This window comes from Arthrobacter sp. NyZ413, from assembly GCF_049390645.1.
GTDB lineage: Bacteria > Actinomycetota > Actinomycetes > Actinomycetales > Micrococcaceae > Arthrobacter.
In genome coordinates, this window is record NZ_CP155434.1 from 1,394,324 (window position 1) to 1,420,701 (window position 26,378).

Consider the following 26,378-nt stretch of genomic DNA (forward strand, 5'->3'; position numbering starts at 1 on the left):
GCTAGCCGCGGTTTTGGCGTGGGGGAGCGCCGGGGGCCGGGGGCGGCGAGGTGTCCGCCGTCGTGGTGAATCCTGAACCGAGCAGGCCGATGGCGTTGATCAGGTGCTGCCGCAAGGCGGCGAGGGATTCAGCGGAAAGGTCCGGGCCGCGCTCTTCGAACCAGACGCTCATGGCGGCCTTGCCGCATGATACGACGGACCCGGCGAGGGCCCGCAGATAAAGCTCATCGGCCTCCGGACCCAGGCGATGCCGGGCCGCGTCGATGATCTGCGTGGTGCAGTGGTCCCAGGCTTCGAGTTCGGAGCGCGCCAGGGAGCGGTTGTCCTGGGTGAGGCTGAAGAGTTCGGCCATCGGGGCGACCGTCATGGGGTCCGCGAGGGCCATGAGTGCGGCCCGGGCGGATTCGAGGATGGGTTCGTTGTTGGGGCGGAGGCGGAACTGCTCTAGCGCGTTGTCCAGGAATCCCTCGGTGACGGCCGCCAAGGCAGCTTCGAGGCTGGGGAAATAGTTGAAGAAGGTGCGACGGGATACGCCGGCCTCCTCGGCGATGTCCTCGACCGTGAAATTGCCGATGCCCTTGCTGCGCAGCAGGGCAAGCGCGGCGTCCGCGATCGCTTGGCGGGTGGCCAGTTTGTTCTGTTCGCGGCGCGACGGAACGACGGTTTCGGAAGTACTCACATGGTTACACTAAGTGCAACTTTGCACTCTGGGCAAGTTAACTTCCCTTGCTGTTGCTATCTTTCCCAGCGGTGCTGCTCAGGTAGATCGATTGCCCCGTGGCACCCGGTTCGCCTTCCGCGAGGGGGATGGCGAACACGGCGGTGCCGTAGGCGCACACCTCGGTCCAATTGCCGCCCATTTCCGAGGTGTCGAAGCGCATGGCCACGATCGCGTTGGCACCGCGCTGCTGCGCTTCGTTGACCATCCGGGCCATGACTTCCTGGCGGCTTTCGTAGAGCGCCTTGGTCATTTCGGGAAGCTCGCCGCCGCCAAGCGAACGGAACCCGGCGAGTACTTGCGAGCCGATATCGCGTGATCGGACAGTGAGGCCCATGACTTCGCCGAAGACGGCATCGATCTTGTGGCCCGGGATCTCGTTTGAGGTGACGATGAGCATGGACAGAGCCTACCCATCGCCCGCTGGATCCTGTGGAGCGACCCGGGAACTGGAGCGACCCGGGAACGCAAGAATCCCCGGAGTGTCCTCCGGGGATTCTTGCGTGCGCTGCTAAGGGTTGGCGGGCTGTTGCTACGCCGTGGCATCCGCGAGTTCGCGAGCCTCGCCGGCCGGCACGGAAACGGCGTCCTCATCGGCCGCGAACGCAACACCCTTGCGGGGCGCGTTGTAGAGGGCTTCGTCGAGGATTCCCTGGCGTTTCGCCACGATTGTGGGGACGAGCGCCTGGCCTGCAACGTTCACGGCGGTCCGTCCCATGTCCAGGATGGGGTCGATCGCCAAGAGGAGTCCGACGCCGGCGAGCGGCAGTCCCAGCGTGGACAGGGTCAGGGTGAGCATGACGACGGCGCCGGTTGTTCCCGCGGTTGCCGCTGAACCGAGGACTGAAACCAGGACGATCAGCAGGTACTGGCTGAAATCGAGGTTGATGCCGAAGAACTGGGCCACGAAGATCGCGGCGACTGCCGGGTAGATGGCGGCGCAACCGTCCATCTTGGTGGTGGCACCCAGCGGCACGGCAAAGGAAGCGTAGCCCTGCGGCACCCCGAAGTTGCGCTCGGCGACGCGCTGCGTGAGCGGAAGCGTGCCGATCGAGGAACGGGACACGAAGCCCAACTGGACAGCCGGCCACACGCCCGAGTAGTACTGCTTGATGGACAGGCCGTGGGTCTTCACCAGGATGGGGTAAACCACGAACAGGACCAGGACAAGGCCGGCGTAGATAGCCACGGCGAACTTACCGAGGGAGCCGATGGTATCCCAACCGTAGACGGCCACGGCGTTGCCGATCAGGCCGATCGTGCCGAGTGGGGCCACGCGGATGATCCACCAAAGGACCTTCTGGATGACTGCGAGGGCGGAAGCGTTGAGGTTCAGGAACGGTTCGGCCTGCTTGCCGACCTTGAGCGCGGCGACCCCGACGGCGATGGCGATCACCAGGATCTGCAGCACGTTGAAGCTGACGGACGTGCTGGCGACGCCGTCGGTGACCGTGGTGCTGGCCCCGAGGCCGAGGAAGTTGTGCGGGAAGAGGCCGGTGAGGAAGGCCCACCAGTCGCCGGTCTTGCCTGCGTACTCGGCCTTCTTGGTGATGCCCGTGCCGGCGCCCGGCTGGAAGAGCACGCCCAGGCCGATGCCGATCATCACGGCGATGAGCGAGGTGATGGCGAACCAGAGCAAGGTATTCCACGCGAGTTTCGCCGCGTTGGATACCTGGCGAAGGTTCGCGATGGAGCTCACGACGGCCGTGAAGATCAAGGGCACGACGGCCGTCTGCAGCAGCGACACGTAGCTGGAGCCGATCGTCTGCAGGGTGGCACCGAGGCCGTTGGGAGCCTTCGCGGTGCTGCCCGTGGCCTTCGCAATGAGGCCGAGCACAAGGCCGACCACCAGCGCGGCGATGATCTGGACACCGAAGGACGTGGCCCACTTGGGAAGCCGGGCGACGTTCTTCCCGGCGGAAGTCGAAATGTTGGATGAATTGCTCACCGGAACAACCTAGGCCTCCGCGAATACCATGAAAAGCCAACGTTGAGAAATGTTACGCGCGAAATTTCGCCCAATTCACCCACGCACCCCGGAATCCAGCGCCACGCCGCCCTTTTATGAAGTTATTCCCGCCCGAAGTGTGGGAAATGTCTCTTGTATACCAGCGGGGGCTAGCTGCCCAGCAAGGCCCTCCGCAGCGTGTCCAGGCCGACGGATCCGATGTTGAGGGCGTTCGTGTGGAAGGACTTGAGGTCGAAGCCGCCGCGGCGCTCGAGTTCGGTGCGGATCTCTTCCCAGAGGCGCTGCCCCACTTTGTAGGACGGTGCCTGCCCTGGCCAGCCGAGGTAGCGGTTGAATTCGAACTGCAGTTGCCCGGGGCTGATGGGGAGGTTGGCTTTGAGGAAGTCGAAGCCTTTCTCCGGTGTCCATGTGCCGCTGCCCCAACGTTCGGGTACTTCCAGTTCGAGGTGCACCCCGATGTCGAACACCACGCGGGCCGCGCGCATCCGTTGCATGTCCAGCATGCCCATGTGGTCGCCGGGGTCTTTGAGGTATCCGAGTTCGAGCATGAGTTTCTCGGCGTAGAGGGCCCAGCCTTCACCTTGTCCGGAAACCCAGCAGATGTTGCGCCGCCAGTTGTTGAGCAGCTCCCGGCGGTACACGGCGGTCGCCACTTGGAGGTGGTGTCCGGGGACGCCTTCGTGGAACACGGTGGTGGTTTCGGCCCACGTGGTGAACGTGTCCTCGCCGGCGGGGACGGACCACCACATGCGGCCGGGGCGGGAGAAATCGTCGGACGGGCCGGTGTAGTAGATGCCGCCTTCGTCCGTTGGCGCGATGCGGCATTCGAGCGTCTTCATGACGTCGGGGATGTCGAAGTGGACGTCGGCGAGGTCGGCGACGGCTTGGTCGGACAGTTCCTGCATCCAGGCTTTGAGGGCGTCGGTGCCCTTGATCTGCCGCTGGGAGTCGTTGTTGAGTGCCGACTTGGCTCCTTCGATGGACGCGCCCGGCTTGATTTCGGCGGCAACCCGTTCCTGCTCGGCGATGATCCTTTCGAGTTCCCGCACGCCCCAGGCGTAGGTCTCTTCGAGGTCGACGGCGGCGCCGAGGAACGAGCGGGAAGCCAAGGCGTAGCGTTCGCGGCCGACGGCGTCCTTTTCGGGTGCAGCCGGGAGGAGTTCGGTTTCGAGGAAGGAAGCCAGGCGATCGTAAGCGGCGCGCGCGACGGCGGTACCGGCGTCGAGCTTTTCCTGCACCTCGCGAGGGAGCGGGCCGCCGTCGATGGACGCTTCGGCGGCGAGCTTGGCGAAGAAGCCGTCTTCGGCGGCGTACTTGCCGGCCTGCTCGACGACGATCCTGACTTGGCGGGCCGCGGAGACCTTTCCGGCGTCCTTGGCCGAGCGGAGCGATTCGATGTAGCCCTCGATCGCTCCGTGCACGTTGGCCGCCCTGCCGGCGATGTGTTCCCAGTGCTCCGCTGTGTCGGTGGGCATGAGGTCGAAGATCGCCCGGATGGTCTGGGCCGGTGACTCGATGTTGTTCAGGTCCGCGGCGTCCCAGCCCGACTCGTGGATCTCAAGGGCAAGCCCGAGCCGTTCGCGCATCGCGTCAAGGGTGATGACGTCGGAAGCGTCCGCGGGTTCAAGCGTAGACAGTTCCTCGAGGGTGTCCTGGGCTGCTTTGGCGAAGGCTGCCGCGCCGGCGGGCGAGAAGTCCGGGTACTCGGTCTCGTGTCCGGGCAGGCCAAGGGTGGTGGCGAGGCTCGGATTGAGCGCGAGGTACCTGTCCGTGTAGGCATCGGCAGCGGCGTCGATGGCAGTGTGGAGGCGTGCCGGAGTCGTGTTAGGAGTAGTCACACCCTGAGCCTAGCGGCGGGGCGGCCCTTATGAAAGGGTTGTTGAATACTATCCCCGGCTGCGCCGCCAGGCGCCCGGACCCGGGGTGGGGTCGAGGCGCAATTGTTGCCGCCGCAGCCAGTGCCGGGTGGGGGTCGGCTGCTCCGCTTCGGCTTCCGCCGGGGTGCCCAGGGAGGCGACGACGGCGGTCAGCGCGGCGAGCTCTTCCGGCGTCGGCTCGCCCTTGACCACCGAAAGCAACGGCGCGTCCGGCACTGTCTCCGACCCCGCGGACGCCGGGGCGTTCTGTTCGATGCTCACAGCGGGATGTTTCCGTGCTTCTTGGTGGGCAGGCTGGCGCGCTTGTCGCGGAGCGCCCGAAGGCCCTTGATGATCTGGATGCGGGTATCGGACGGTGCGATGACGGCGTCCACATAACCGAGCTCGGCTGCCTGGTAGGGGTTGAGGAGTTCTTCCTCGTACTGCCGGATGATGTCCGCACGCTTGGCTTCGACGTCTCCACCAGCCTCGCCCACGGCGGCGAGGTCGCGGCGGTAGAGGATGTTGACGGCGCCCTGGGCACCCATGACGCCGATCTGGGCAGTGGGCCATGCGAGGTTGAGGTCGGCGCCGAGCTTCTTGGAGCCCATCACGATGTACGCTCCGCCATACGCCTTGCGGGTGATGACGGTCAGCTTGGGCACCGTGGCTTCTGCGTAGGCGTAAAGGAGCTTCGCGCCGCGGCGGATGATGCCCTGGAATTCCTGGTCCTTGCCGGGCAGGAAGCCGGGAACGTCCACCAGCGTGATGATGGGGATGTTGAAGGCATCGCAGTGGCGCACGAAGCGGGCAGCCTTTTCGGAAGCGGAAATGTCCAGCGTTCCGGCGAACTGCATGGGCTGGTTGGCGACGATGCCGACCGTATGGCCTTCGACCCTGCCGTAGCCGATGATGACGTTCGGCGCATAGAGCGACTGCATCTCAAGGAAGTGGGCGTCATCGACGATCTGCTCGATCACCTTGCGCATGTCGTACGGCTGGTTCGCGGAGTCCGGGATGAGGGCGTCGAGCGCGAGGTCGTCCTCGTCGGTCTCAAGTTCCTGCTCGTGTTCCAGGACGGGGGCTTCGGACAGGTTGTTCGACGGGAGGAAGTCGAGGAGTTCGCGCACGAACTCGATCGCGTCGGCCTCATCACTGGCGAGGTAGGTGGAAGTTCCGGTGGTGGCGTTGTGCTGGCGGGCGCCGCCGAGGGTTTCCATGTCCACGTCCTCGCCGGTGACGGTCTTGATGACGTCCGGTCCGGTGATGAACATGTGGGAGGTCTTGTCCACCATCACGACGTAGTCGGTGAGGGCGGGGGAGTAGGCGGCGCCGCCGGCGCACGGACCCATGATCAGGGAAATCTGCGGGATGACGCCGGAGGAGTGGACGTTGTTGCGGAAGATGTCCGCGAACATTGCCAGCGAAGCGACGCCTTCCTGGATGCGTGCGCCGCCGCCGTCGTTGATGCCGATCATCGGGCAGCCATTGCGCAGCGCGAATTCCTGGACCTTGACGATTTTCTCGCCGTTGACCTGGCTGAGGGAGCCGCCGTAGACGCTGAACTCCTGGCTGTAGATCGCCACCAAGCGGCCGTCGACGGTGCCGTAGCCGGAAACGACGCCGTCGCCGAGGGGCTTCTTCTTTTCCATGCCGAAGGCCGTCGAACGGTGGACGGCCAAGGCGTCGAATTCGACGAAGGAGCCTTCGTCGAGGAGGAGGTCGATGCGCTCGCGGGCGGTGTTCTTGCCGCGGGCGTGCTGCTTCTCGATGGCTTCGGGGCCGGACGGTTGTTCTGCACGGGCCTGGCGGTCGCGGAAGTCGGCAATCTTTCCCGCTGTCGTTGTCAGATCGTGGCTCATCAAAATGTCTCCGGCTCTGTAGCTGATTTACGCTGGCACTGCTTCAAAGGCATGGGCCGTTAAGTAGCATGTGCACAAAACGCGGGCCCTGCTGGCTAGTCTAGTGACGCAAAAGCCACAGACCGCTGTAGAAACCCTACAATTTTCCGACTTCAAGTCGAGCATCGAAGTTTGTTACTCGTCAGTAACAATTCTGGGCTAGAGTTTCTCCATGACCCCAAGCAACGACGCTTCCAACGCCCCCGGCTTCCCCTATCAAGCACGTGGATCGCTGCGGGACCGGACGCTCCTTGTTTCCGGCGGCAGCCGCGGCATCGGCCTTGCCATCGCCGCCCGGGCGGCCCGCGACGGCGCCAACATCGTCCTCATGGCAAAAACGGGCGAACCGCACCCCAGGTTGCAGGGAACAGTCTTTACCGCCGCCGAACAATTGGAAGCGGGCGGCGGCCGCGCGTTGCCGCTTGTGGGGGATGTCCGCAACGACGGCGACGTTGCCGCGGCCGTCGCCGCGGCCGTCGAACGCTTCGGCGGGATCGACGTCGTCGTCAACAACGCGTCGGCGATCGACCTCGCCCGCACTGATGAAGTCGACATGAAGCGTTACGACCTCATGCAGGACATCAACGTCCGCGGCACATTCCTCTTGTCAAAGCTAGCCCTGCCCGCCCTGCGCGAATCGGTCCGGAAAGGCCACCGCGCCCACATCCTCACCCTTTCCCCGCCGCTCAACCTCGATCCGAAATGGGCCGGCAAGCACTTGGCCTACACGATGGCCAAATACGGCATGAGCCTCACCACCCTGGGCCTCGCCGAAGAATTGAAGGACGACGGCGTGGCGGTCAACTCCCTGTGGCCCCGTACCTTGATCGACACTGCTGCCATCCGCAACATGCCTGGCGGCGAGCAGATGGCCTGCGCCGCGCGTCGCCCGGAGATCATGGCCGATGCTGCGCACGCCATCCTGACCGGGGCGAACCTGGGCAGCGGCTCCAGCAACACCGGCAATTTCTATACTGACGAGGAAGTCCTACGGAGCGCGGGCGTTACCGACTTCGCGCCCTACAGCCTGGGAGCCCCCGAGGAAAAGCTGGCCGCGGATATCTTTCTCTGAGCGGACACTTCTTCCAGGGCGAACGCGGCTCGATAGGATTCTGTGTATGGATGCCGAAAAGCCCGCCAGCAGCGAACCACGTGCCTTGCGCTCGAGCCTGGACCGCGACGCCCTGATCCACCAGGACTTCCTTGGCGCGACCGGTATTTCGCGTGTGGTGGTTGTGGAATCCACCGGCTCCACCAATGCGGACTTGCTGCGCGCCGTCACCATGGAGCCGAAAGAGTGGGCAGACCTCGCCGTCCTCACGGCCGAACACCAGACGGCAGGCCGCGGACGGCTTGACCGGCATTGGGAGTCGCCGGAACGGTCAGCGATCTCCGTCTCGATCGTGCTGCGCCCGGTCAACGCCCAAGGATTGCCGGTCCCGACTCAAAGCTACTCGTGGCTGTCCCTCCTGGGGGCCATTGCCTTGCGGGAAACCCTGCTGGAAACCACCGGTGTGCCGGCCGACATCAAATGGCCCAACGACGTCCTGGTCCGCGGCAAGAAGATTGCCGGCATCCTCGCGCAGATGGGGCCGATGGCGGACGGCCCGGTTCCGGCGGTCATCCTGGGCACAGGCCTCAACGTCACGCTTTCCGAGGACGAGTTGCCCGTGCCGACTGCGACGTCGCTCCAGTTGGAAGGCGCCACCACCGTGGACCGCACGATGATCCTGCGGAACTACCTCTCCCGTTTCGCCGCCCTCTACCGCGGCTTCTGCAATGCCGACGGCGACCCCTCGGCCGGATTGGCGGGCGGCCCCTCGCTGCACAAGCGGGTGGAAGCGGTCATGGTCACCTTGGGCCGGGAAGTGAAGGCCCACCTCCCGGGCGACCACGAATTGGTAGGGCATGCGTCCCGGCTCGATGAGTATGGCTCCCTCCTGGTGGTGGACCACGGCGGACGCGAACATGTGGTGACCGCGGGAGACGTGGTCCACTTGCGGACCACCGAAGGTGGTTATGCGTAAACAGCTCCTGCCCGGGGAGCAAGTCATTGTGATGACGCGGCAGCAACCCAGGATGCTCTTCGGTCCAGTCCTGGCAGTCATCCTTGTTCCAGCGATCGCCGGCTTCGCCTGTGCGTGGATTGTCAAGGGCGGCCCGGGCAAGCTGCTTCCGGTCATCACTGCGGACTGGACCCAAGGGCTCGTGGCCGGGTGCCTGGCGATTGCGGGGATCGTCCTGCTCGTCTACGGCCTTCCCCGCTTCATCCGCTGGCGCGGAGTGCAGTATGTGCTGACCAGCAGGCGGATAGTTGCCCGGTTCGGAATGCTTCGACGCGGAGACTGGCAACTTCCGCTCGCTTCCGTCCGTGGTGTAGGCATCAAACAATCGATGATCCAACGGATATTGCGCTCCGGGAATATATCCTTGGATACCGGGCACTCCGGCGACGCGATTCTCGCCGATGTTCCGGAGGCCGGCTTGTTCCGCAGCTTCGTCCTTGAGGCGATGGCGGAGCTTCCGGCGAGTGCCGGGCCGGTCGACGACGGCCAATTCGGCGGATTCGATGGCCCGGGTTGGGCAGTCCCATGGGGCGTGAGAGAAGGTGGAAGAGATGAGCATTGACGAGCAAGAGCCTGAGTACACGGACAACGAGCCAGGCGCCGTGGCCGGATCTTCCGCTGAGCCCCAAATTTCCACTTCCGCAGACCATTCGCACAGCGGGAGCATTCCCGCCGTATCGCCGCCCACCGGTACCCTGTCCGTGGAACGGCTGGCCATCAAGGCCCTTGAGGCCCGCTTGCTCGGTGGCGAACGCACCCTGCGTCGGCGCGAAGTGGCCGCCGCGGCCGGCGTCTCCCTGCTTTCCGCGCGCAAGTTGTGGCGGGCGCTGGGCTTTCCCAATTTCGGTGACCAGGACGTTGCCTTTACCGAGCGTGACCTCGCTGCCCTGTCGACGATCCTTGACTTGGTCCGTGCGGGGAAACTCACAGAGGAAGCCGCCATTTCAGTGACGCGGGCGATCGGCCAGATGACCGACCGCATGGTGGTCTGGCAAGTCGAGGCCCTCATCGAAGACATGGTGGTGCAGCAGGGTATCCCGGACCCCGTGGCCCGCAAGCAGTTGGTCAGCGAACTGCCCAACCTGGTGGACGCCATGGAGGAAATCCTCGTCTATTCGTGGCGCCGGCAGATGAATGCCGGAGTCCAGCGCCTGGCGGTCCGGGCCGAAGCCGGGCTGCAAGCGAGCGAAGCAGGACGCGAAGGCGACGAAGACGATGCTCCGTTGCCCTTGGCACGCGCGGTAGGCTTCGCCGACCTCGTTTCCTACACGAGCTTGTCCCGGCGCATGAACGAGAAGACGCTCGCCCAATTGGTCCAGCGCTTCGAGAACAAATGCGCCGAGATCATTTCGATCGGCGGCGGCCGCCTGGTGAAGACCGTCGGCGACGAAGTCCTCTATATTGCCGAGACCCCGGCCGCGGGAGCCGAGATTTCCCTCGCTCTTTCGCAGGCCTTTACGGAGGACGAAATCCTGCCCGAAGCCCGCGTGGCCATGGTGTGGGGCCGCATCCTTTCCCGGCTTGGAGATATCTACGGACCAACGGTCAACCTCGCGGCCCGGCTCACGGCGCTGGCGGAACCCGGCACGGTCCTCGTGGACGCCATGACGGCGGCGGCGCTGGGGCAGGACGAACGCTTTGTCTTCGAGCCGCAAACGGCGGAGAACGTCCGCGGTTTCGGCGAGATCCTTCCGGTCCGCCTTTCGCGCGGACTCGGCAGGGGCCTCGTCCTCGACTGATTCGGCCGACTATCCGGTCCGCAGCCCGGATCCCGCTTGCGCAGAGCACGAACCAAGTGATGCCGGTAGGATCGCGATAGTGCCCGCACGGGCTCTTCTCAAGGGCCGCGATTTCCGTCAGGGCCGGCAGTTCGGTCAGGTACAGCAGTCTCGGTCAGGTATGGGGGGAGAAAAACCGTGAACGCAGATCCATCAGATACAGCTCCGACTTCGCTCGGGCCCGGATTCGCTTTGCGCTATGGCTTTGGTACGGATCGTGGTCTCAAGCGGGAACTTAATGAGGACTCCTTTATCGCCTCGGACCCGGTTTTCGCTGTCGCTGATGGAATGGGCGGCCACGAATCCGGCGAGATCGCCAGCGCTGTCTGCATCCGAACGCTTGCCGGCCTGCCGCAACTGGCCAGCCGGACCCGGTCGACCACCGCGGTCGAACTCCAGGATTGCATTCTTGCCGCAGATACCCGGATTCGCGAAGCCACCGGCGCGCGCGCCGGAACCACCCTGTCCGGAGTCGTCGTCGTCGAACAGATGGGCGTTCCTTACTGGTTGGTCATGAACGTCGGAGATTCCCGGACATATCGGCTGAGCAAGGGCGGCTTGGAGCAGGTCAGCGTGGACCATTCGGAAGTCCAGGAACTTGTCGACGCCGGGAGCATCACCGCTGAAGAAGCCATGGTGCATCCGCGCCGCCATGTGGTGACCCGGGCCTTGGGCACGGGGGATGAAAACGAGGCGGACTTCTGGCTGCTCCCCATCCAGGAGGGAGACCGGATGCTCATCTGCTCGGACGGCCTTAATGGGGAACTGGACGACGCGCACATTGCCCGAATCCTCCGCACAACGGGCCAGCCACAGGACGCCGTGGATGCGCTGATCGAGGCCGCTCTGCGCAGCGGAGGACGGGACAATGTCACCGCAATCGTCGTTGACGCGGAGAAAGCGCAAGCCCAGCAAGTGCATAACCATTGATGCAGCGGGATTTGCGACACGCCCGGACTATGTAGGAAGATTCCGGTCAATACCACCCCAACTCCGGGCGGCATGTGCCGTCCTGCAGAGGTAATAATGACCCAACGCCCTTCCGGGCGCGTTGGCGGCACTACCCGTGCCGCTGTGCGACGCCCGTTTTCCGTTGCCCTCGCGGGCATTGCCATGGCTGTGGCGATGTGTGCCTTCCCCCTCCTTTCGGCCCACGCCGAGACCGCGGCCCCGGGGCAGGGACAGCCGACGCACTCGCCGACCGCCCCCGCTCCGATCCACACTCCGGCCCCCGCCGACCCGAACCCGGCACAGCCCACGGTGGACCCGGTCCCGGCCAAGCCGCCCGTCGTCGAGCCTGCCGTTCCGGTAGCGCCCGCCCCGGTGGCTCCCGCCCCGGTACAGGCTCCGGCCCCGGAGTTGGCACCCGCGCCGGTCACGCAGCCCAGCGACGATGCCGTCCCCACCGATATGCCGTCGTCGGCTCCGGTACCCACGGCTACGGCGACGGCGTCAGCGGTCCCGAGCGCGTCGCCGTCGGCGTCGTCCAATTGGGACACCCCGATCCAAAGCGGGTTGACGGCCAACCAAGCAGCTTCGGTCAGTGACGCCAAGGGACCCGGTGCCGATTGGTTCGCTGTGATCGCGGTCATGGGCGGCGTCCTCCTGGTGGCAGGAGGCGGCATCGCCTTCGCCTTGTGGAGCCGCAACCGCTTCTCCGGGCACTAAGGCTCGAGGGGCACTGCTGCGGTGATCCGTGATCCCGGCCAGGCGCTTTCCCGGACGCTGAATTGTCCGAGCTTTGCGGCAAGATAGGTACGTGAGCACAGCAGAGAGCGAAACCGCAGTTCCAGCCGATTCCGTCCGGGAAGAGTACGAAAACCTTGCGGACCTCGTCCGCAAGTACCGCTATGCGTACTACCAGGAAGATGCGCCCACGGTTTCGGACGCCGAGTTCGACGCCCTGTACCGGCGCCTCGAAGAACTCGAGGCGCTGCATCCGGAACTTGTCTCCAACGATTCCCCCACGCAGGAGGTCGGCGGAGAGGTGTCGGCAGCGTTTGCCGCCGTCGCGCACCTTCAGAGGATGTACAGCCTGGAGGACGTCTTCTCGCTGGAAGAGCTGGAAGCCTGGGTCCGCAAAGCCGAAGCGTCCGTGGAGAAGCTCGGCAACGGCGTACCGGCCATCGCTTGGCTGACGGAGCTGAAGATCGACGGCCTGGCCGTGAACCTGCTGTATCGCGACGGCAAGCTGGTGCGTGCGGCCACGCGTGGCGACGGGACCACCGGTGAGGACATCACCCACAATGTGCTCACCATCAAGGAGATTCCGCGGCAACTCAGCGGAAGCGGGTACCCCTCCGAGGTGGAGATCCGCGGCGAAGTCTTCATTCCGTCCAAGGCCTTCGCCGAATTCAACGAAGCCCTGATCGAAGCCGGGAAGGCGCCGCTCGCGAATCCCCGCAATGCCGCGGCCGGTTCCTTGCGCCAGAAGGATCCCGCGGAGACGGCCAAGCGACCCTTGCGGATGTTCGTCCACGGCATCGGAGCGCGCGAAGGCCTCAGCGCCACAAGCCAGTCGGACACGTACAAGCTGCTGGAGGAGTGGGGCCTCCCGGTCAGCCCCTACTTGAAGGTCCTGGGTTCCTTCGACGAAGTCCTGGAGTTCATCAGGCATTTCGGTGAGCACCGCCACGACCTCCTGCACGAGATCGACGGCATCGTTGTCAAGATCGACGACTTCGGCACCCAGCGCGCCCTTGGCTACACCTCGCGCGTGCCCCGCTGGGCTGTGGCCTACAAGTACCCGCCGGAAGAAGTCCACACCAAGCTCCTGGACATCCAGGTCAACGTCGGCCGCACCGGCCGCGTCACTCCCTATGGCGTGATGGAACCGGTCAAGGTTGCCGGCTCAACGGTGGAAATGGCCACGTTGCACAACCAGGACGTCGTCAAGGCCAAGGGGGTCATGATCGGCGACGTCGTGGTGCTCCGGAAGGCGGGCGACGTCATCCCCGAGATCGTGGGCCCTGTCCTGGCCTTGCGCGATCAGCAGGATCCTCCTGTGCGCGAATTCGTGATGCCCACGGAGTGCCCTTCGTGTGGCACGCCCCTGGCGCCATCGAAGGAAGGCGATGTGGACATCCGCTGCCCCAACGCGAAGTCCTGCCCTTCGCAATTGCGGGAGCGGGTCTTCCACGTAGCCAGCCGTGGCGCTTTCGATATCGAGGCCCTCGGCTGGGAAGCGGCGATCGCGCTCACGCAGCCAACAGAGCCCGAAACTCCGCCGCTGCGAAGCGAGGCGACCCTCTTCAGCTTGACCCGCGAGGACCTTGCGGATGTCCGCATCCGCCGGGAAAAGCGATCCAAGGGTGTGGGCACCGGCACCTTTGAACTGGTGCCGTACTTCTATACGAAGGCCACCGCGAAGACTCCTTCCAAACCCACCGCCACCACCGAAAAGCTGTTCGCTGAACTCGAGAAGGCCAAGACGCAGCCCCTCTGGAGGGTCTTGGTTGCGTTGTCCATCCGGCATGTGGGGCCGACGGCATCCCGTGCCTTGGCGACGGCCTTCGGCAGCATGGAGGCCATCCGGGCCGCCTCCGAGGAAGACCTGGCGAATGTCGACGGCGTGGGGCCCACCATTGCGGCGGCGCTCAAGGAATGGTTCGCTGTCGATTGGCACCGGGAGATCGTGGACAGCTGGGCCACCGCAGGGGTTCGGATGGTGGACGAACGCGACGCCGCAATCGAACGGAACCTCGAAGGCCTGACCATCGTGGTCACTGGCACGTTGCCCAACCTCAGCCGGGATGAGGCGAAGGAGGCCATCATCATCAGGGGCGGCAAGGCTGCCGGATCGGTCTCCAAGAACACCAGCTACGTCGTGGCAGGGGAGAACGCGGGGTCCAAACTGGACAAGGCCGAGCAACTGGGTATCCGCGTCTTGGACGAGGATGGCTTCCGGGCACTGCTTGATGGTGTGCTTGAATCCGCCGAGGAAGATGCCGTGGCCGAGGACGACGCTGCGGCTTTTGAGGCCCAAAAAACCGTTGAGGCGGCGAACGCGTCCGCCGGTGAAGTGGAGGATTCCGAATGACAGCCGATGTCCTGGAGCTGCTCGCCGTTGCCCAAGCGGCTGCCGCGGCAGGTGCGGAAGTACTTTCCGGCCGCCCGTCAGGCACGAATATCGCGGGGAACCTCGGTGTGGTGAACAAGGGCGACGCCGGAGACTGGGTGACGGCTTTCGACGTCGCCGCGGAGAATGCAGTCCGCGAGGCGATCATGGCGTCCCGCCCTGACGACACCATCACGGGTGAGGAGCACGGCACCACCCGCTCCGAACAGCCCACCGGCTACCGCTGGTCCATCGACCCGCTGGACGGCACCACCAACTTCATCCGCAATATCGTCTACTACGCCACGTCGGTGGCCGTAGCGGATGCCGACGGCGTGTGGCTCGCCGGAGTGGTCAACGCCCCGGCATTGGGCCGCGTCTACTCCGCTGCGCGGGGCCAGGGCGCGTGGCTCGAAGAGGGCGGACATCGCACCCAGTTGAACGGACCCGTCCTGGGCCGCACCGGGCTGATCGTCGCCTCGGGATTCAGCTACGATCCCGCAACGCGGGCAGAGCAATTCGCCGGGCTCGGGGGCCTCATGGACGGATTCGCCGATCTCCGCCGTCTCGGTTCCGCTGCCCTGGACCTTTGCATGGTGGCCGATGGAACGTGCGACGCGTTCGGTGAGCGTGGCCTCAACGAACACGACTACGCCGCTGGAGCCTTGATCGCGGAGGAAGCAGGCTGCTGGGTCCGCCGCCCACGGCTGACCAGTCCCGTGGACGGCGGTCCCAGCGATGCCGACCGCTTGCAAGCGTGGACCTGCGCCGGAACCCTCGAGCTTTCCGGCAAATTCCCGCTGTAGCGCGCCTTTACGAGGCCGCGCTGTCGATAAGCGCGGCCTCGACCTGGTGGTTGGCTGGACGTTCCAAGCCGTAGTGGTCCCGCAGCGTGCTGCCGCTATATTCGGTCCGGAACAGACCCCGCCGTCGCAATACCGGAACCACGCTGTCAACGAAGGTTTCGAGCCCGGACGGAAGCACGGCGGGCATGATGTTGAAGCCGTCGGCGGCGCCGTTCTCGAACCACGATTGGATGGCGTCGGCCACTTGGTCCGGGGTTCCCGCGAACGTGAGGTGTCCGCGGCCACCGCCGAGCCTGCCGATCAGTTGGCGTACCGTGAGCTTTTCGCGGCGGGCGAGTTCCACTATGAGCGTGTACCGGCTCTTGGCTCCCTCAATCGAGTCCTCGTCCGGCAGTTCGGCTGGCAATTGGCGGTCCAAGGGAAGGTCTTCCGGGGCTACCCGGAGGGTTTTGGCAAGCTCCACGCGGGCATACTCGGGCCGGATCAGTTCATCGAGTTCACGCTCGAGGCGAAGGGCTTCAGCTTCGGTCGACGCGATCACCGGAACGATTCCCGGCAGGATCTTGACGCTCTCGGCCCGGCGGCCAAGCGCCACAGCCCGGGACTTCAAGTCGGCGTAGAACGACTGGGCCCCCGCCAGGGTTTGCTGCGCGGTGAACACGGCTTCGGCGTATTTCGCGGCAAGGCCTTTTCCGTTTTCCGAGGAACCGGCCTGCACAATGACCGGCCGGCCTTGCGGGGAACGCGGCACATTGAGCGGTCCACGGACACGGAAATGCTTCCCGTCGTGGTCGATCGGCCGGACCTTGGCCGAGTCGGCCCAGATACCTGCTTCCTTGTCGGCGAGCACGGCGTCGTCCTGCCAGCTGTCCCAAAGCTTCGCTGCGACATCCAGGAATTCCGCTGCCCGCTCGTAGCGCGTGGCGTGCGCCGGCTGGTCGTCGATGCCGAAGTTCCGCGCGGCCTCCGGTCCAGCCGTTGTCACCACATTCCAGCCGGCCCTTCCGCCGCTGACCCAGTCCACGGACGCGAAACGCCGTGCCAGGTTGAAGGGATCGTTGTACGTTGTGGACGCCGTGGCGATCAGGCCGATCTTTTCTGTCGCCGCGGCTATAGCGGTGAGGAGCACGGTCGGTTCGAGCTTTCCGGCTGGACGGCGTCCGACGTCCCCGAAGATCACGGGAGAGTCGGCGAAGAAGATCGAGTCGAACGTGCCCCGCTCGGCGATCCGTGCGAGGTTTTGGTAATGGGTGATGTCCGTGCTGGCGCGCGGGTTGCTTTCCGGGAGTCGCCAGGAGGCCTCGTGGTGGCCTGTGCTCATGAGGAAGGCGTTCAGGTGCAGGGTTCGTTGGGGCGTGCTCATTCGTGGTCCTTTCGTGGGTACTTGGCCGCCAATAAACCACGCAACAACCCGCCGTCGCCAGCACTCCGACACTTAGCCGCAACAGCAGGAAACCGGGCTTAACGGCCGGACACCGGACTCAACCTGGCGCCACGCAAAGCAACCTTCCAGGCCCTCCCGAACCCTGCCGTTACGAAAAGCAACCGGTGATAGTTCAATCACGGAAACCGCCTTTTGGTGGGGCAGGACGCCCGGCCGCCACTACCATGGATCAGTGCATTCGCAGATTACTGTCCGTCCCGCCCTGCCCGAAGACTACGACGCCGTTGCCCGGATTACGATGTCGTCCTACCTGGGCGCGGGCTACTATGGCAGCCCGGACCACCCGTATCTGCTGAAGCTCCGGGACGTCGCCGAACGCGCCCGGCATGCCGAGGTCTTCGTCGCGGAGCGCGACGGCGAGGTGATCGGATCGGTCACGTCGGCCAAGGCCGGCGGCGGCTTTTCGGACATCGGATTGCCCGACGAACTCGAAATGCGCACCCTGGTGGTTGATCCGGAAGTGCAGCGTTCCGGTGCAGGCCGGGCCCTCGTCCAAGCCGTGGTGGACCAAGCCCGCTCGACTGAAGGCATCAACGCTGTCTCCCTGACCACCGGAGCCACTTGGGAAAGCGCCAACGCACTCTACGCGAATACCGGTTTCGAGCGGAAACCGGAACGGGACTGGTTCGTTCCCGGAACCGACATAAAGCTGTTCGTTTACCGGCGGGATGTCCGCCAGCCATAAAGTTTCCTCGTAAACCCCGGCCGCAAGGACCGGGTGCGGAAACTGAGAAAGGCGCGGCATGCGCAAGACATACGGCACGGGTTCGGTCTGGGAACAGACCCTTGGCTACTCCCGCGCGGTCCAAGTGGACAACACGCTCTTCATTTCGGCGACGGCGGCGTCAGGCCCCGAGGGAATCGTCGGGGATGACTTCTACTCCCAGACCAAATACATCCTCGAAAAGCTTGGCGCGGTCCTGGCTGACGCCGGCTTCTCCTACGAGGACGTGGTGCAGTCCAAGCTGTACTTGACCGACATCAGCAAGTGGGAAGACGCCGGCCGCGCCCACGGCGAGGTCTTCGGCGAGATCCGCCCCACCCTCTCCCTCGTCCACGTCCTGCCGTTCCTCGACCCGCAGATGCTCGTGGAAATCGAATTGGTCGCCCAGAAGAGCGCATAGCTCAGACGGATTTTGACGTTGGTGCCGTCAAGGGTTCTTGACGGCACCAACTGTGCTTTCACGGGCCGAGCGCAGCTAGCGCGCAACGCCGTAGCGGTGTTCCGGCCGGCCCGTGGTGCCGTAGCGGAGTTGGATCTCGACGGCGCCGTCGTCGGCGAGCGAGGACAGGTACCTTTGCGCAGTGGCCCGCGAGACCCCGACGCGCTCCGCCACTTCCGACGCAGAGTATTGCTCGCCCGGGGCCAAGGACTCGAGCACCGTTGCTTCGGTGGCTGACCGCGGCTTTCCGGAGGGCTCGGCGTCGCCGGAAATGAGCGCCCGTTTCGCCCGCTCGATGGTGTCCTGATTGACTGCATGCTGCACGTTGAGGATGCGGCGATACCGGGCGTAGGAACGCAATTGCTGGGACAAGGACTCGGCTGTGAACGGCTTGAGGAGGTACGCCAGGGCTCCGCGGCGCATGGCCGTCCTGATGGAGGCGGCATCGGAAGCCGCACTGAGCATCATGGCATCCACGTCGAGCTGGCCCAGGAGGTCCAGGCCTGAGCCGTCCGGCAAATAGACGTCGAGAAGCACCAGGTCCGGCCTTAAACTGTGCACGGCCTGCAATGCCTGGGCGGTGGAACCCGCGGGCGTCAGCGCAAGGAATCCGGCCACTGAATCCACATAGGCCGCGTGGAGCTTGGCGACGTGGAAATCGTCGTCCACAATCAGCACCCTGAGGTCTTCGCTCATGGTCGTCCTTCCGTCGGTTCAACTACGTTGGGGCGGTCGCCGGCCTCGGATGGCCCCGTCACGCCGGGCAAGGTCGCCATGAAGACGGCGCCTGGTCCACCGGCGGACCCTGGCTCCAGGATGCGCACATCGCCGCCGCGACGCCGGGCGAGCTGGTGGACGAGCGCAAGCCCAAGTCCTTGCCCGCCTGCGGTGGAGGTTCCGCGCCCGCCCGGTTCCGCCGTCGTGAACCCTTCGACGAAAACCTGGTCGGCGCCGAAGCTGCCGAGCCCGTCGCCGGAGTCCCCGACGACGATATGGAGAGTGCCGCCGTCGGGCCCTGGCTCGTCGAGCAGCTCAATTTCAACCCAGCGCTGCGGCGAAGAGCCGGCGACGGCGGCGTTCACGGCGTTGTCGATGAGGTTGCCGAGGACGGTGGTGACGTCTTGCGGTTCGGTGACATGGCCGCGCACGAGGGTTTCGGGGCCGATGCGCAGCGCCACGCCGCGTTCGTCGGCTTCCACGCCTTTCGCGCCGACGAACGCCTGCAGGTAGGGGTCTTGCAGGAGCTGGGCCTGCTCCACGGGGAACTTCAGGGGTCCCGTGGCCGAAATCCGGGCGAGGTAGTCCTTGGCTTGTTCGTGTTGGCCGATGCTCATGAAGCCGGCGATCGTATGTAGTTGGTTCGCGAACTCGTGCCGCTGGGCGCGCAAAGCGGCCGACATGGTGCCGACGGCGTCGAGCTGCCGGGTGAGTTCCTGGAGCTCGGTGCGATCCCGCAGCATGACCACCCAACCGAGGTCTTCTTTCCGGTGCAAAGCCTTGCGGGCATTGGCAACAAGGACGCGGCCGCCAGCCACGATTTCCACGGCTTCCGCGTCGTGGGCGGATGGCCGGGTGAGGGCTTTCAGCTGCTCGGGCACGGCAGCGTCGGCCCAACTGGTGCCGGTGAGGATACCGCTCGCACCCGGCATGCCGAGGAGACGCTTCGCCGCTGCGTTGAAGACTGTGATCCGGCCGTCCGCGGAAATGCCGATGACGCCGTCGTCGACTCCCTGGAGCACCGCCACTTGATCGTGGACCAGGGTGCTGATCTCTTCGGGTTCGAGGCCCAAAGTGAGCCGCTGCAGGCGGCTGCGCAAGAGGAATGACGCCAGGACGCCGGCGAGCAAGGCGCCCGCGGCGGTCAGCGCGATGGGGCCGATGTCCTCAGCCAGGCTTTGGCTGAGCGATTCCATCGAGTAGCCGACGCTGACTTCGCCCACCACGGTCGCGGCCGCCCCTGGCGCGTAGACCGGAACCTTGGCTCCCGCGGACGGACCGAGCGTGCCGGTGTTCCTCGTGGTGACTTCCTTGCCCGAAAGCGCGTCCGAGGGGTCCGTGCTCACCCGTTCACCGAGCCTCGCGAGGTCCGGGTGCGCGAGCCGAAGCCCGGTTTCGTCGGTGACCACCACGAAAAGGGCGCCCGTGCGGGTCCGCGCGGCCTCCGCGGCGGCTTGGATCGGTCCGGCCGCGAGTACGGCGGGAGGCGGGGTTCCCGCTTCCTTGCTGATGGTCTGGACTTCCGAACGGATCAAGGGATCGGACGCCACGGTGCGGGCCAGGGTCAATGCCTGGTTTTCCGCTTCGGCGCCGATCCGGCCGTAGACAAGCCACGCGTGGACGGTTCCGCTGAGCAGCACCACGAGGAGGACGACGCCGAGCTGGAGGAGCAGTGTCTGCGTCGAGAAGCGCAGTGCGAGCCTAGGCATGCTGCCTCCTCTCGGCGGGGAAGCCGCCTGCTTTCGATGCCGGGGCGGCGCTGTTTTTCGGGGACCCTACCTCCATTGAAGCATTGAGCAGAATGAGCAAAATGCTCTCAATCAGCAGTATTTCCATCAATTCCCGCAAACGGCCCGTTGTGAGCGCCGCCACCTTACGGTCTTTACTGCGCATCACGCCGATGTGATGCCGTTCACTGTATTAAGGAGCCGGCTGTGCTGGTATTGCTTGGATTCGCAATGATTGCGGTGTTCATGGTCCTGATCATGACAAAGAAGTTGACGCCGGTCCTGGCGCTGATCATCGTTCCCACCATCTTCGGGCTGTTCGCCGGCGCGGGCCTTGGCATCGGAAGCATGGTCATGGATTCCATGAAGTCCATGACGTCCACCGCAGCCCTGCTCATGTTCGCGATTGTGTACTTCGGCCTCATGATCGACGTGGGACTGTTCGACCCCCTGGTCAAGTTCATCCTGCGCAAACTGGGGAACGACCCCGCCAAGGTCGTGGTGGGCACGGCCATCCTTGCTGCCGCGGTATCGCTCGACGGCGATGGTTCCACCACCTTCATCCTCACCACCGCGGCAATGCTGCCCGTCTACCTCCGCTTGAAGATGAGCCCGGTGGTCTTGACGTGCGTCGCCGGCCTGGCCAACGGCACCATGAATATCCTGCCGTGGGGTGGCCCCACCGCCCGCGCCGCCACCGCCCTCAAGATCGACGTCAACGAGGTCTTCGTCCCGATGGTCCCGTCCCTCATCGTGGGTCTCCTCGTGGTCCTGGTCTTCTCCTGGCTCCTCGGCCTCCAGGAACGCAACCGGCTTCGCGTGGTCGCGCCGGAGATCTGGGGCGATCTCGCGGACCCCGCTGAAGCGTTCGACGGCGGCACGGGCCGCGGCGGTTCGGTCGCCACGGGTTCTGGTCGGGGTGGTTCGGGCTCATCCCGCACCGCGGGTAAGCCGGGCACCGGCGGGGGCTCCGCCGTCGTGATCCTTGAACGGGACGAAACCCTGGACAATGAGCAGGACGCCACCCTCACCGGCACCGCACTCGATCCAAACCGCGCAACCCTGCGCCCCAGGCTTTTCTGGTTCAACCTCGGCCTGACTGTTGCGGTCATGGTGATGCTCGTGGCCAACCTGGTTCCGCTGCCGTACGTCTTCATGGTGGGTTCCGCGATCGCGCTGCTGGTGAACTTTCCCAAGGTCAAGGAGCAAGGCGGGCAACTCGTGGCCCACGCTCCGTCCATCGTGGCCGTGGTCAGCATGGTCATGGCGGCGGCCGTCCTGACAGGCGTCCTCAACGGCACCGGCATGGTCAAGGAAATGTCCGCGTGGCTCGTCCACATCATTCCCGCCGAATTCGGCCCGTTCATGGCCGTCATCACGGGCCTGCTCAGTATCCCCATGACGTTCTTCATGAGCAACGACGCGTTCTACTTTGGCGTCCTCCCGGTGCTGAGCGAGACGGCCGCGCACTACGGCATCAGCGGTGCCGAGATGGCGCGCGCCTCCATCACCGGCCAGCCGTTCCACCTGCAAAGCCCCTTGGTTCCCGCGATCCTGCTCCTTGTTTCCATGGCCAAAGTGGAGCTCGGCGACCACCACAAGAAGGTCCTGTGGCGCACCGCGGTCATCTCCCTCGTCATGCTCGCGGTGGGCATGCTGACCGGAGCCATCGGCATCGGCTAGGCCCACTAACCAAACAAGCGAGACAGCAGAGTGCGAATGGTCCGCCTCTGCTGTCTTGTTGTGTTGGGATGCCAAAGGTGCGACGGGGCACATCGGCGGCGGAGCCGGACATCCTGCCGGCTGCGTCTAAGGGAGGAACGACCGAGCAGCCAAAGGATCTGTCCGGTCCGCCGCCGGGAGGCGACCCGCTCCGGCGGGCTGCCCAACCAACGTAGACTAGTTCGGAAAACCATTTGAACTTGCAGGGGAGATCCATGGCTGCGATCAACCGTGACGACGTCGCGCATCTTGCGCGTCTGGCTCACATTGAAATGAGTCCCGAAGAGCTGGACAGGATGGCCGGCGAACTTGCCGTCATCGTGGATTCGGTGAAGTCCGTCAGCGAGGCCGCCGGGGCGGATGTTCCGGCGACGTCCCACCCGATCCCGTTGAGCAATGTGTTCCGGGAAGACGTAGTGGGCCACACATTCGCGGCCGAGCAGGCGCTGTCCGGCGCTCCGGATTCCTTCGAGGGCCGTTTCAAGGTTCCGGCAATCCTGGATGAGGAGTAAGGGAATGGGCGAATTGAACAACTCCGGACTCATCCGCCTGTCCGCGGCGCAACTCGCGGCGAAGCTGGCTGCGCGCGAAGTCACGTCGGTCGAGGTCACCCAGGCTTACTTGGACCGTATTGCCGAAGTTGACGGCCAGGTCAACGCCTTCCTGCACGTCAACGGCGAAGAAGCCCTCGCCGTCGCAGCCGAGGTGGACGCAATCCGCGCCGCTGGTGGCGCGGAAGCCGAAGCGCTGCACGAACTCGCCGGCGTTCCGATCGCCGTCAAGGACCTCATCGTCACCATCGGCCAGCCGACGACGGCAGGATCGAAGATCCTCGAAGGCTGGCACAGCCCTTACGACGCCACCGTCATCAAGAAGCTGCGCGCCGCCAAGATGCCCATCCTGGGCAAGACCAACCTGGACGAATTCGCGATGGGCTCCTCGACGGAGCACTCGGCGTATGGCCCAACCCGCAACCCGTGGGACCTGGACCGCATTCCGGGCGGTTCGGGCGGTGGTTCCGCGGCCGCCGTCGCAGCTTTCGAGGCTCCGCTGGCGCTCGGCACGGACACCGGCGGGTCGATCCGCCAGCCCGGAGCGGTGACCGGAACAGTGGGCATGAAGCCCACGTACGGCGCGGTTTCCCGTTACGGCGCCATCGCGATGGCCTCCTCGCTCGACCAGATCGGCCCGGTCTCCCGGACCGTGCTGGACTCGGCGTTGCTGCAGGAAGTCATCGGCGGCCACGATCCTTTCGACTCGACGTCGCTCACGGATTCCTTCGACAACCTCGTGGCGGCCGCCAAGACGGGCAACGTCGAGGGCATGAAGATCGGCATCATCAAGGAGCTTCACGGCGAGGGCTACCAGGCCGGCGTCGAGAACCGCTTCAACGACTCCCTTGAGCTGCTCAAGGAAGCCGGAGCGGAAATCGTGGAGGTTTCCTGCCCCAACTTCAAGTACGCCCTGGGCGCCTACTACCTCATCATGCCGTCCGAGGTATCAAGCAACCTGGCCAAGTTCGACGGCGTCCGCTACGGCTTGCGCGTCCTGCCGAAGGACGGTCCCATGACGATCGAACGCGTCATGGGTGCCACGCGCGCAGCGGGCTTCGGCGACGAAGTGAAGCGCCGCATCATCCTGGGCACCTACGCGTTGAGCGCCGGCTACTACGACGCCTACTACGGTTCCGCCCAGAAGGTGCGCACGCTCATCCAGCGCGACTTCGACGCCGCGTTCGCCCAGGCCGATGTGCTTATTTCGCCCACCGCTCCCACTACGGCCTTCAAGCTGGGGGAGAAACTGGACGATCCCCTGGCCATGTACCTCAACGACGTCGCGACCATTCCCGCGAACATGGCCGGCGTCCCCGGCTTGTCGCTCCCGGGCGGCCTGGCTGACGAGGACGGCCTTCCGGTAGGCATCCAGTTGCTGGCGCCTGCCCGCGAGGACGCCCGCTTGTACCGTGTGGGCGCTGTCCTTGAGTCCTTGCTCGAAGCGAAATGGGGCGGACCGTTGCTCGACCGCGCCCCCTCGCTGCAGGCCGCCCTCGATTCCAGCTCCACCACCGCCGGAGGTTCCAACTGATGTCTGCCGACGCCATCCTCAGCTTCGAAGAGGCCATGGAGAAGTATGATCCCGTCCTTGGCTTCGAGGTCCACGTGGAGCTCAACACCAAGACGAAGATGTTCTCCTCCGCCCCGAACGTCTTCGGCGACGAGCCGAACACCAACGTCAACGAGGTGGACCTGGGCATGCCGGGCGTACTGCCCGTGGTGAACAAGGCGGCCGTGGAATCCTCCATCAAGATCGGCCTTGCCCTCAACTGCAAGATCGCCGAGTCGTGCCGCTTCGCCCGGAAGAACTACTTCTACCCGGACACCCCCAAGAACTTCCAGACGTCCCAGTACGACGAGCCGATCGCCTATGACGGCTACCTGGACATCGAACTGGAAGACGGCACTGTGTTCCGCGTCGAGATTGAACGGGCTCACATGGAGGAAGACGCCGGCAAGCTCACCCACATGGGTGGCGCCACCGGGCGTATCCAGGGTGCCGACTATTCGCTCGTGGACTACAACCGTGCGGGCGTTCCGCTCGTGGAAATCGTCACCAAGCCGATCGAGGGGGCGGGCAGCCGCGCGCCCGAGCTCGCCAAGGCCTACGTCGCCGCAATCCGCGAGATCGTCAAGAACCTCGGGGTGTCCGACGCGCGCATGGAACGCGGAAACGTCCGTTGCGACGCCAACGTTTCGCTGCGCCCGCATGGCCGCGAACGGTTCGGCATCCGTTCGGAAACGAAGAACGTCAACTCGCTGCGCGCCGTCGAGCACGCCGTCCGTTACGAAATCCAGCGCCATGCCGCCGTCCTCGACTCCGGCGAGCCGGTCATCCAGGAAACGCGCCACTGGCACGAGGACACGCGCACGACGACGTCGGGCCGGGAAAAGTCCGACGCCGACGACTACCGCTACTTCCCGGAGCCGGACCTCGTTCCGGTCAACGCGTCCCGCGAATGGGTCGAGGAGCTGCGGGCTACCCTTCCCGAGCCTCCGGCAGCGCGTCGCAAGCGGCTGCAGGCCGACTGGGGCTACTCGGACCTCGAGTTCCGTGACGTCGTGAACGCCGGGGTCATGGACTCCATCGAGGAAACCATCGCGGCCGGCGCGAGCGCGTCAGTGGCGCGCAAGTGGTGGATGGGCGAGATCGTTGGCCGCGCCAAGACGGCCGACGTCGAACCGTCCGAACTCGGCGTCGCCCCGGCCACCATCGTGGAGCTCAACCAGCTCGTCGAAGACGGCAAGATCAACAACAAGATGGCGTCCCAGGTGCTGGACGGCGTGCTCGCCGGCGAAGGTACCCCTGCCGAAATCGTCGAGAAGCGCGGCCTCGCCGTGGTGTCCGACGACGGCCCCCTCCTTGAGGCGATCGACGCCGCGCTGGCGGCCCAGCCGGATGTCGCGGAGAAGATCCGTGGCGGCAAAGTCCAGGCCATCGGAGCGATTGTCGGCGGCGTCATGAAGGCCACGCGCGGCCAGGCCGACGCGGGGCGCGTCCGCGAACTGATCCTGGAGAAGCTCGGCGTCGAGGGCTGACAACCTCCAGCGTGATCCCCGATCGGGCCGCAGCCGGCGTCGTTTGAATCATCAAAACGATTGCCGGGTGCGGCCCGATCGTGTTTGGATCCACAGCCTGGACACAGCTTCGGGGAACATCATGGAGTCATCAGTTCTTTGCTGCCCGCCCCTACCGGTCCGGGGAGGAGCGGAGAAAGGAAACGGCCATGTCCTCCATGACTCAGGGGTTGCGCACGGCCCTCATAGCGGGCGGTATCGCCGTCGTCGTGGGCGGCGGTGGAGTGGCGGCGGTCTGGGCAACGGACCAAATCATTCCTACTGTCACAAGTCCCTCAGCCACAAGCACGGCGTCGCCCAGCCAGTCGTCGCCCGGACAAACTTCGCCCGGCAAACCCGATCGCGTCCCCCTGCTGCGGAGGGCTTTCGGAGGCGCGGCGGTCCATGGCGAGTTCACGGTCAAGAACAAGGATGGTTCCTACTCCACGATCGTGGCCCAACGCGGTACCGTGCAGTCGGTGAGTGATTCGAACATCACCGTCAAGAGCGACGACGGTTTCACGCAGGCCTATGCCATCAACTCATCGACCACCATCGTCAAGGTCACTACGGGAACCGGAAACCAAGGCAGGCGGCTTTCGCTTCAAACAATCAAGGCCTCGGACCTGAAGTCCGGCGATACTGTGGGCGTTTCGGGAACGAAGAACGGCACCACCGTGACGGCGAACCGCATCGTATCGGGTACCTTGCCGGCTGCACCCAACAACCATGGACGGGGGATGGGTTACGGCAGCGTCTCTTCCTGACCCTGTCCCTTCCTGACCCTGGTGGCGCCCGTTCGTCTGGCTATGATGCTACTACCGCCGAACCAAGCCCGTGGTT

Annotated in this window: 24 protein-coding genes; 15 read left to right on the forward strand and 9 right to left on the reverse strand. The window is 65.1% G+C overall.

Going from position 1 to position 26,378, the window contains the following annotated elements:
* Position 1 precedes the first annotated feature (1 nt).
* The 6 genes from ABCW42_RS06535 to ABCW42_RS06560 all read right to left on the reverse strand — a co-directional run bounded on the left by ABCW42_RS06535 (position 2) and on the right by ABCW42_RS06560 (position 6,405).
* Positions 2 to 679, reverse strand: coding sequence for a TetR family transcriptional regulator (locus ABCW42_RS06535; RefSeq protein ID WP_423184082.1), 678 nt, complete (start codon positions 677 to 679; stop codon positions 2 to 4).
* Between the two features lie 37 nt (positions 680 to 716).
* Positions 717 to 1,118 carry a YbjQ family protein gene (locus ABCW42_RS06540; protein ID WP_423184083.1) on the reverse strand — a complete coding sequence of 134 codons (402 nt, stop codon included), beginning with the start codon at positions 1,116 to 1,118 and terminating at the stop codon, positions 717 to 719.
* Positions 1,119 to 1,250: 132 nt separating this feature from the next.
* Positions 1,251 to 2,666, reverse strand: a complete 1,416-nt coding sequence (locus tag ABCW42_RS06545; RefSeq protein ID WP_423184084.1) for a dicarboxylate/amino acid:cation symporter — start codon at positions 2,664 to 2,666, stop codon at positions 1,251 to 1,253.
* 170 nt (positions 2,667 to 2,836) lie between these two features.
* Positions 2,837 to 4,525, reverse strand: a complete 1,689-nt coding sequence (locus tag ABCW42_RS06550) for a DUF885 domain-containing protein (protein ID WP_423184085.1) — start codon at positions 4,523 to 4,525, stop codon at positions 2,837 to 2,839.
* Positions 4,526 to 4,573: 48 nt separating this feature from the next.
* Positions 4,574 to 4,819 (reverse strand): acyl-CoA carboxylase subunit epsilon, encoded by a 246-nt coding sequence (locus tag ABCW42_RS06555; protein ID WP_423184828.1) that lies wholly within the window; start codon positions 4,817 to 4,819, stop codon positions 4,574 to 4,576.
* Between the two features lie 2 nt (positions 4,820 to 4,821).
* Complete coding sequence (locus tag ABCW42_RS06560; protein ID WP_423184086.1) at positions 4,822 to 6,405, reverse strand: acyl-CoA carboxylase subunit beta; 1,584 nt, start codon at positions 6,403 to 6,405, stop codon at positions 4,822 to 4,824.
* 211 nt (positions 6,406 to 6,616) lie between these two features.
* Between ABCW42_RS06560 and ABCW42_RS06565 the strand changes: the two genes are divergently transcribed.
* The 8 genes from ABCW42_RS06565 to ABCW42_RS06600 all read left to right on the forward strand — a co-directional run bounded on the left by ABCW42_RS06565 (position 6,617) and on the right by ABCW42_RS06600 (position 15,151).
* Complete coding sequence (locus tag ABCW42_RS06565) at positions 6,617 to 7,516, forward strand: SDR family oxidoreductase (protein ID WP_423184087.1); 900 nt, start codon at positions 6,617 to 6,619, stop codon at positions 7,514 to 7,516.
* Between the two features lie 46 nt (positions 7,517 to 7,562).
* Positions 7,563 to 8,471: a biotin--[acetyl-CoA-carboxylase] ligase gene (locus ABCW42_RS06570; protein WP_423184088.1), complete on the forward strand. Its 909-nt coding sequence runs from the start codon at positions 7,563 to 7,565 to the stop codon at positions 8,469 to 8,471.
* Positions 8,464 to 9,072, forward strand: coding sequence for a PH domain-containing protein (locus ABCW42_RS06575; RefSeq protein ID WP_423184089.1), 609 nt, complete (start codon positions 8,464 to 8,466; stop codon positions 9,070 to 9,072). The genes ABCW42_RS06570 and ABCW42_RS06575 overlap by 8 nt, the downstream gene beginning before the upstream one ends.
* On the forward strand, positions 9,062 to 10,249 hold the full coding sequence (locus tag ABCW42_RS06580) for an adenylate/guanylate cyclase domain-containing protein (protein ID WP_423184090.1): 1,188 nt from the start codon (positions 9,062 to 9,064) through the stop codon (positions 10,247 to 10,249). Before ABCW42_RS06575 ends, ABCW42_RS06580 begins: the two co-directional genes overlap by 11 nt.
* A gap of 177 nt (positions 10,250 to 10,426) precedes the next feature.
* Positions 10,427 to 11,218, forward strand: coding sequence for a PP2C family protein-serine/threonine phosphatase (locus ABCW42_RS06585; RefSeq protein ID WP_423184091.1), 792 nt, complete (start codon positions 10,427 to 10,429; stop codon positions 11,216 to 11,218).
* A gap of 96 nt (positions 11,219 to 11,314) precedes the next feature.
* Entirely contained in the window at positions 11,315 to 11,956 is a 642-nt protein-coding gene (locus tag ABCW42_RS06590) for a hypothetical protein (RefSeq protein WP_423184092.1), read from the forward strand.
* Positions 11,957 to 12,029: 73 nt separating this feature from the next.
* Positions 12,030 to 14,327 (forward strand): NAD-dependent DNA ligase LigA, encoded by a 2,298-nt coding sequence (gene ligA / locus ABCW42_RS06595; protein WP_423184093.1) that lies wholly within the window; start codon positions 12,030 to 12,032, stop codon positions 14,325 to 14,327.
* Positions 14,324 to 15,151 carry an inositol monophosphatase family protein gene (locus ABCW42_RS06600; protein WP_423184094.1) on the forward strand — a complete coding sequence of 276 codons (828 nt, stop codon included), beginning with the start codon at positions 14,324 to 14,326 and terminating at the stop codon, positions 15,149 to 15,151. The genes ligA and ABCW42_RS06600 overlap by 4 nt, the downstream gene beginning before the upstream one ends.
* Positions 15,152 to 15,158: 7 nt before the next feature.
* On the opposite strand, the gene ABCW42_RS06605 is transcribed toward ABCW42_RS06600, so the two are convergent.
* Positions 15,159 to 16,514, reverse strand: coding sequence for an LLM class flavin-dependent oxidoreductase (locus tag ABCW42_RS06605; RefSeq protein WP_423184095.1), 1,356 nt, complete (start codon positions 16,512 to 16,514; stop codon positions 15,159 to 15,161).
* A gap of 253 nt (positions 16,515 to 16,767) precedes the next feature.
* Here ABCW42_RS06605 and ABCW42_RS06610 point away from each other — a divergent pair, with 253 nt between their 5' ends.
* Positions 16,768 to 17,280 (forward strand): GNAT family N-acetyltransferase, encoded by a 513-nt coding sequence (locus ABCW42_RS06610; RefSeq protein ID WP_423184096.1) that lies wholly within the window; start codon positions 16,768 to 16,770, stop codon positions 17,278 to 17,280.
* 58 nt (positions 17,281 to 17,338) lie between these two features.
* The gene (locus tag ABCW42_RS06615; RefSeq protein WP_133202780.1) at positions 17,339 to 17,719 is read left to right on the forward strand and encodes a RidA family protein; all 381 of its coding nucleotides are present in this window, start codon (positions 17,339 to 17,341) and stop codon (positions 17,717 to 17,719) included.
* 75 nt (positions 17,720 to 17,794) lie between these two features.
* On the opposite strand, the gene ABCW42_RS06620 is transcribed toward ABCW42_RS06615, so the two are convergent.
* On the reverse strand, positions 17,795 to 18,454 hold the full coding sequence (locus tag ABCW42_RS06620; RefSeq protein ID WP_423184097.1) for a response regulator: 660 nt from the start codon (positions 18,452 to 18,454) through the stop codon (positions 17,795 to 17,797).
* Complete coding sequence (locus ABCW42_RS06625; protein WP_423184098.1) at positions 18,451 to 20,184, reverse strand: ATP-binding protein; 1,734 nt, start codon at positions 20,182 to 20,184, stop codon at positions 18,451 to 18,453. The genes ABCW42_RS06620 and ABCW42_RS06625 overlap by 4 nt, the downstream gene beginning before the upstream one ends.
* Before the next feature lie 225 nt (positions 20,185 to 20,409).
* On the opposite strand from ABCW42_RS06625, the gene ABCW42_RS06630 reads away from it, so the two are divergent.
* The 5 genes from ABCW42_RS06630 to ABCW42_RS06650 all read left to right on the forward strand — a co-directional run bounded on the left by ABCW42_RS06630 (position 20,410) and on the right by ABCW42_RS06650 (position 26,302).
* On the forward strand, positions 20,410 to 21,885 hold the full coding sequence (locus ABCW42_RS06630) for a CitMHS family transporter (protein ID WP_423184099.1): 1,476 nt from the start codon (positions 20,410 to 20,412) through the stop codon (positions 21,883 to 21,885).
* 254 nt (positions 21,886 to 22,139) lie between these two features.
* The gene (gene gatC / locus ABCW42_RS06635; RefSeq protein WP_133202783.1) at positions 22,140 to 22,436 is read left to right on the forward strand and encodes an Asp-tRNA(Asn)/Glu-tRNA(Gln) amidotransferase subunit GatC; all 297 of its coding nucleotides are present in this window, start codon (positions 22,140 to 22,142) and stop codon (positions 22,434 to 22,436) included.
* Positions 22,437 to 22,440: 4 nt separating this feature from the next.
* A complete protein-coding gene (gatA, locus tag ABCW42_RS06640; protein WP_423184100.1) occupies positions 22,441 to 24,009 on the forward strand; it encodes an Asp-tRNA(Asn)/Glu-tRNA(Gln) amidotransferase subunit GatA in 1,569 nt (522 codons plus the stop codon).
* Positions 24,009 to 25,517 (forward strand): Asp-tRNA(Asn)/Glu-tRNA(Gln) amidotransferase subunit GatB, encoded by a 1,509-nt coding sequence (gatB, locus tag ABCW42_RS06645; RefSeq protein ID WP_423184101.1) that lies wholly within the window; start codon positions 24,009 to 24,011, stop codon positions 25,515 to 25,517. Before gatA ends, gatB begins: the two co-directional genes overlap by 1 nt.
* A gap of 188 nt (positions 25,518 to 25,705) precedes the next feature.
* Positions 25,706 to 26,302, forward strand: coding sequence for a hypothetical protein (locus ABCW42_RS06650; protein ID WP_423184102.1), 597 nt, complete (start codon positions 25,706 to 25,708; stop codon positions 26,300 to 26,302).
* Positions 26,303 to 26,378: the final 76 nt, after the last annotated feature.

What these genes read in the sequence shown, in the direction of transcription:
- ABCW42_RS06570 (WP_423184088.1), top strand. Translation starts at nt 7,563, where the DNA reads ATGGATGCCGAAAAGCCCGCCAGCAGCGAACCACGTGCCTTGCGCTCG.
- ABCW42_RS06590 (WP_423184092.1), top strand. Translation starts at nt 11,315, where the DNA reads ATGACCCAACGCCCTTCCGGGCGCGTTGGCGGCACTACCCGTGCCGCT.
- ABCW42_RS06615 (WP_133202780.1), top strand. Translation starts at nt 17,339, where the DNA reads ATGCGCAAGACATACGGCACGGGTTCGGTCTGGGAACAGACCCTTGGC.
- gatB (WP_423184101.1), top strand. Translation starts at nt 24,009, where the DNA reads ATGTCTGCCGACGCCATCCTCAGCTTCGAAGAGGCCATGGAGAAGTAT.
- ABCW42_RS06605 (WP_423184095.1), bottom strand. Translation starts at nt 16,514, where the DNA reads ATGAGCACGCCCCAACGAACCCTGCACCTGAACGCCTTCCTCATGAGC.
- ABCW42_RS06580 (WP_423184090.1), top strand. Translation starts at nt 9,062, where the DNA reads ATGAGCATTGACGAGCAAGAGCCTGAGTACACGGACAACGAGCCAGGC.
- gatA (WP_423184100.1), top strand. Translation starts at nt 22,441, where the DNA reads ATGGGCGAATTGAACAACTCCGGACTCATCCGCCTGTCCGCGGCGCAA.
- ABCW42_RS06565 (WP_423184087.1), top strand. Translation starts at nt 6,617, where the DNA reads ATGACCCCAAGCAACGACGCTTCCAACGCCCCCGGCTTCCCCTATCAA.
- ABCW42_RS06625 (WP_423184098.1), bottom strand. Translation starts at nt 20,184, where the DNA reads ATGCCTAGGCTCGCACTGCGCTTCTCGACGCAGACACTGCTCCTCCAG.
- ABCW42_RS06540 (WP_423184083.1), bottom strand. Translation starts at nt 1,118, where the DNA reads ATGCTCATCGTCACCTCAAACGAGATCCCGGGCCACAAGATCGATGCC.
- gatC (WP_133202783.1), top strand. Translation starts at nt 22,140, where the DNA reads ATGGCTGCGATCAACCGTGACGACGTCGCGCATCTTGCGCGTCTGGCT.
- ABCW42_RS06650 (WP_423184102.1), top strand. Translation starts at nt 25,706, where the DNA reads ATGTCCTCCATGACTCAGGGGTTGCGCACGGCCCTCATAGCGGGCGGT.
- ABCW42_RS06575 (WP_423184089.1), top strand. Translation starts at nt 8,464, where the DNA reads ATGCGTAAACAGCTCCTGCCCGGGGAGCAAGTCATTGTGATGACGCGG.
- ABCW42_RS06620 (WP_423184097.1), bottom strand. Translation starts at nt 18,454, where the DNA reads ATGAGCGAAGACCTCAGGGTGCTGATTGTGGACGACGATTTCCACGTC.
- ABCW42_RS06600 (WP_423184094.1), top strand. Translation starts at nt 14,324, where the DNA reads ATGACAGCCGATGTCCTGGAGCTGCTCGCCGTTGCCCAAGCGGCTGCC.
- ABCW42_RS06560 (WP_423184086.1), bottom strand. Translation starts at nt 6,405, where the DNA reads ATGAGCCACGATCTGACAACGACAGCGGGAAAGATTGCCGACTTCCGC.